We start from the raw sequence: 3,788 nt of genomic DNA, 5'->3' as shown, positions 1-3,788 counted from the left end.
GGTTGTGGGCGTTGTTGTTGTTGTTGTTGTTGTGGGGGTTGTCGTGGTGGTGGTCGTGGTTGCTGTGCTGGGGGTGGTGCTCGAGGTGGGTGCGGCGGTGGTAGTGGGTGTCACGGTTGTCACGGTCGTCAGCCCGTTGGTTCCGGTCACGGTGGTCGTCACCGGTGGCGGCGGTAGTGCCGAGGTTGCCGGACTCTCCCCGGGTTTGGTCACCCGGGTCGTGGTGGTGGTGGGAGCGCTGTCGCTGCTGGTGAGCGTCACGGCCAGCCCGCCGACGGCGACCGCCGCCAGTGCGGCGGCGACGCCGAACAACAGCGGCGGACGCCGGTACCACGGGAGCGGCCCGGCCACCAGCAGGGTGTCCTCGTCGGGTTCTGCGTTCGCCCGCTCGAACTCGACCGCCGGCCGAACGTCACTCGGCGGTGGAGGACCGGTGTAGTAGTCCGCGCCGGCGTAGGGAACCGGTTCCTCGGTGGCATCATCGCCCTCTGACCAGGCCAGCGCCCGGTAGGTGGCCGACGGTGCGCCGTCGGAGGCCGACTCGGTGGCGGCCTGCCCCGCCGCGCCGGCAGCCCAGGCGGTCGGGGCGATGCTGGTCGCAGCGTCGGCCGCCACGGGAGCGATGGCGGTCGCCGATTCGGGCGCATTGCCGCGGGCGGCCAGCACCGCGGCGCCAGTTGCGGCGGCCACCCCGGGATTGGGGCCGGTGATCACCGGCACGCGCAATGCCTCCGATAGTCGCTGGTTGATCGAAGGGATCGCCGCCCCGCCGCCGACCGTAGCGACGGCAGCGAGGCTGGCCGCTGGAATCCTGTTGCGTTCCAGCACATCTCCGAGAGCGTCGAGAAAACCGGCGAACGGCTCGGCGATGAGTGCGTCCAGTTCCGGGCGGGTCAGCCGGATATCGGATCGGTGACCCGGTAGATCAGCCGGTACCACGGTTGCGGTTTCGGTAGACAGCCGTTCTTTGGCCAGCCGGCACTCCTCGCGCAGCCTGGTCAGGGCGCCGACAGCGGCGGTCCCGCCGGGATCGTCGGTGCCCGCGGCGCGGATGCCGGTCAAGACATGGTTGAGCACGGCCTGATCGATCTGGTCACCGGAGAAATCCCCGAACCGGATCGTCTCCCCGATCGGGCTCAGAGCTGCGCCCGCGTCGGCCAGGGTGATCGAACTGCCGCTGCCACCGAAGTCGCACAGTGCCACCACCCCGCTTCCGGGTAGTCCCGGGGAGACCTGCAGCGCGGCCAGGGCCGCGGCGGAGTCGCCGACGATCACGGGTGAGACGCCCCCCGGCGACAGCAGCGCACTAGTTCGCAGAGCGCCCCGTAGAGCGCCGACGGCGCCGGGGCCCCAGTGCGCGGGGACGGCGATCACCGCCGCGGTGAACGGCCGCCCGTCGTCGCTGGCGCGTGCCATCGCTTCCAGCGCGGACAAGAGCAGCGTTTCGCCTCGGTATGCCGAGCCGTCCGCAGCCACCAGTGGGACCGGGTCGCCCACCCGTTCCACGAAACCGCGCAGCACCAATCCCGCCTGGGTGAGATTGGGGCTGGTCAGTTCCGGATTCTGGGAGGGGACGCCAACTTCAGCCGGGCGGTTGCCCCAGAGTGTCAGAACCGACCGCCGGGTGATCGGCGGTTGACCGAACCGGGCGGCGACCAGATTGGTCGTCCCGATCGCCAGTCCCACGGCTGCCGGGTTTTCCGGACTCGGTGGCGTTGGGTGTACCGGGTTCAACGCGTAGCTCCCCTCATGCTCCCCTCATCTCCCCTCATCGCTCGGCGCATTGGCGTCGGGCACCCCACGATAACCTCCACCCGCACCGCTCGCCCAGCAATCCCCTAATCCAGCCAATGTCCCCTAGGGGCTGATCCCCTAACACTCGTCGTGCAGGCGGGGTCTGCCACCGGATTCGGCGGGGTTCGGTGGCGATTAACCTTGCCGACATGGCCAACGCGCTGCTCGACTTCGTGATGGCACTGATCCGCGACCCCGATGCCGCGGCCCGCTACGCGGCCGATCCGGCCGGTGCCCTCGCCGCGGCCGGGCTGACGGGAGTCACCATCGCGGACGTCAACAACCTGATTCCGGTTCTCTCCGATTCGCTGGCGGCGGCCAACCCGGGCTTCGGCAGGCCGGCCGACCTGGATCCCGGGGCAGGCAACGTCTGGTTGAGCGGTGCCGCGGCAGCCGCCTTTGACGCCTTCGAAGTCGGCCCCGCCGCTGAGCCGGCCACCCCGCCGACGGTGATCATCTCCGGCGAACCGTTGTCCGATGACGCACTCCGGGCTGGTGCTGAGGCGGACCTTGAGGGCACGCCGATTCCGGCGCCGCCCGTGCAGTCGGTGACGACGGACTGGGCCGACGAGGTCAGCTGGTCCGACCAGACCCACACCGATACCCCGCTCATTGATGCCCCCGACATGGATTCCGGAGGCGGCCCGCAGTCCGCAACGGGGGACCCTTCCGGGTTCTGAGCAGGCCCTGGCCCGACGGCCCCACGTCCTGTGACGTGGGGTTTTCTGTTGTCCCTCCGTCTCGCCTAGGGGCCGGGTCGACATCCCCTAATCCCCTAACAGAATCCCCCATCAATCACTAGTCCGACCTCAGGGAGAAGGGGTCCCAACCCCGTTTCCGGGTCCCCCCGGCGTCCATAGCGTGGTTGTCAGATTGCCGGACGGACCGGCAGGCAAAGTTACGAAAGGGCTCGACATGCTCGCTCTCATCGACTGGATCCTGAACCTGTTCCGCAGCGAAGACGCCGCGAGGGCGTTCGTCGCCGCACCGGAACAAGCCATGCGCGACGCCGGAATAGTCGGTGTGACCGCCGCTCAACTGTCCTCGGTGGCCGCAACCGCGGTTCCCGGCATGGTGCTCGGTGACGGCGACCCGATTGTCGGTCTGCAACGCGCGGTGGCCAACCAGTACGGGATCGGGCCGGCCGCGGTGTTCTCGCCGCAGCCGTCTTTCGAGCCGATCTGGGCGCCGTCCCCGGCCTTCGACTACGCCCCGGCGCCCACGTTCGCCCCGTCGCCGACCTTCGCGCCGGAAACCAACACCGAACTGGCCAGCCGGAACACCACCGACCTGGCTAGCAACAACGAGATACCGCTGCTCAGCCCGCGCCAGGACGCCGGCGCCAACGCCCAGCAGGGCGGGTTCAACCTCGGCTTCGGCGACATCACGCTGGGGGACAAGACCAGCCAGAGTGCCACCAACGGTGGTGTCGTCGTAGGGGAGGACGCCAACGGCGACATCCTCAGTGGCGATGGTGCAGTGCTCGGCGACGCGAACGCGGTGACCAACGGGGACATCCGCGCCGATCAGGGCTCCAATGTCGCCACCGGCCAGGACAACGTGATCCGCGACAGCGGCACCACGATGACCGCCGGCGCCGACGCGATCGCCGCCGCCGACTCCGGCGCGGTGATCAAGGGTGCGGAGAACCACAACGGCACCTCCATCGGCGGCGGCCAGACCACCACGACCGTCAGTGGCAGCGGGAACACCGCCGCCGCGGATGGACGTGAGACGACGACCACCGTCACCACGACGGAGGTCACCTCCACCACCACGACCGACAGCTCGGACAACTCAGTGCTGGAGACCACCATCACCGATAGTTCAACGCACGACTACTCCGACCACGCGCTGTTCGACGCGAGCCGGGACACCACACTGCTGAACAGCGAGCTCGATAACAGCGACAACCTGTCGCTGGCGTCGGGCAACCAGCTGCTCGGCTTCTAACCGGCCGGCAGGCGGCGGGGGGGGGGGCCCCGGCGGCCCCC

3 protein-coding genes are annotated in these 3,788 nt (G+C 69.4%); 2 read left to right on the top strand and 1 reads right to left on the bottom strand.

Going from position 1 to position 3,788, the window contains the following annotated elements:
- A partial coding sequence (locus ADBZ5N_RS17895) for an Hsp70 family protein (RefSeq protein WP_526259778.1) occupies positions 1–1,686 on the bottom strand: 1,686 nt, incomplete at its 3' end.
- Positions 1,687–1,943: 257 nt separating this feature from the next.
- Between ADBZ5N_RS17895 and ADBZ5N_RS17890 the strand changes: the two genes are divergently transcribed.
- Both ADBZ5N_RS17890 and ADBZ5N_RS17885 read left to right on the top strand, forming a co-directional pair.
- Positions 1,944–2,474 (top strand): Rv0340 family IniB-related protein, encoded by a 531-nt coding sequence (locus ADBZ5N_RS17890; RefSeq protein ID WP_526259776.1) that lies wholly within the window; start codon positions 1,944–1,946, stop codon positions 2,472–2,474.
- Between the two features lie 235 nt (positions 2,475–2,709).
- On the top strand, positions 2,710–3,747 hold the full coding sequence (locus ADBZ5N_RS17885) for an IniB N-terminal domain-containing protein (RefSeq protein ID WP_526259774.1): 1,038 nt from the start codon (positions 2,710–2,712) through the stop codon (positions 3,745–3,747).
- Positions 3,748–3,788 lie beyond the last annotated feature (41 nt).

It is taken from the genome of Mycobacterium sp., assembly GCF_044370595.1.
Taxonomy (GTDB): Bacteria; Actinomycetota; Actinomycetes; order Mycobacteriales; family Mycobacteriaceae; genus Mycobacterium.
The sequence above is the reverse complement of the archived record's forward strand: the minus strand, read 5'-3'. Positions and strand labels throughout refer to the sequence as shown.

What these genes read in the sequence shown, in the direction of transcription:
- ADBZ5N_RS17885 (WP_526259774.1), top strand. Translation starts at nt 2,710, where the DNA reads ATGCTCGCTCTCATCGACTGGATCCTGAACCTGTTCCGCAGCGAAGAC.
- ADBZ5N_RS17890 (WP_526259776.1), top strand. Translation starts at nt 1,944, where the DNA reads ATGGCCAACGCGCTGCTCGACTTCGTGATGGCACTGATCCGCGACCCC.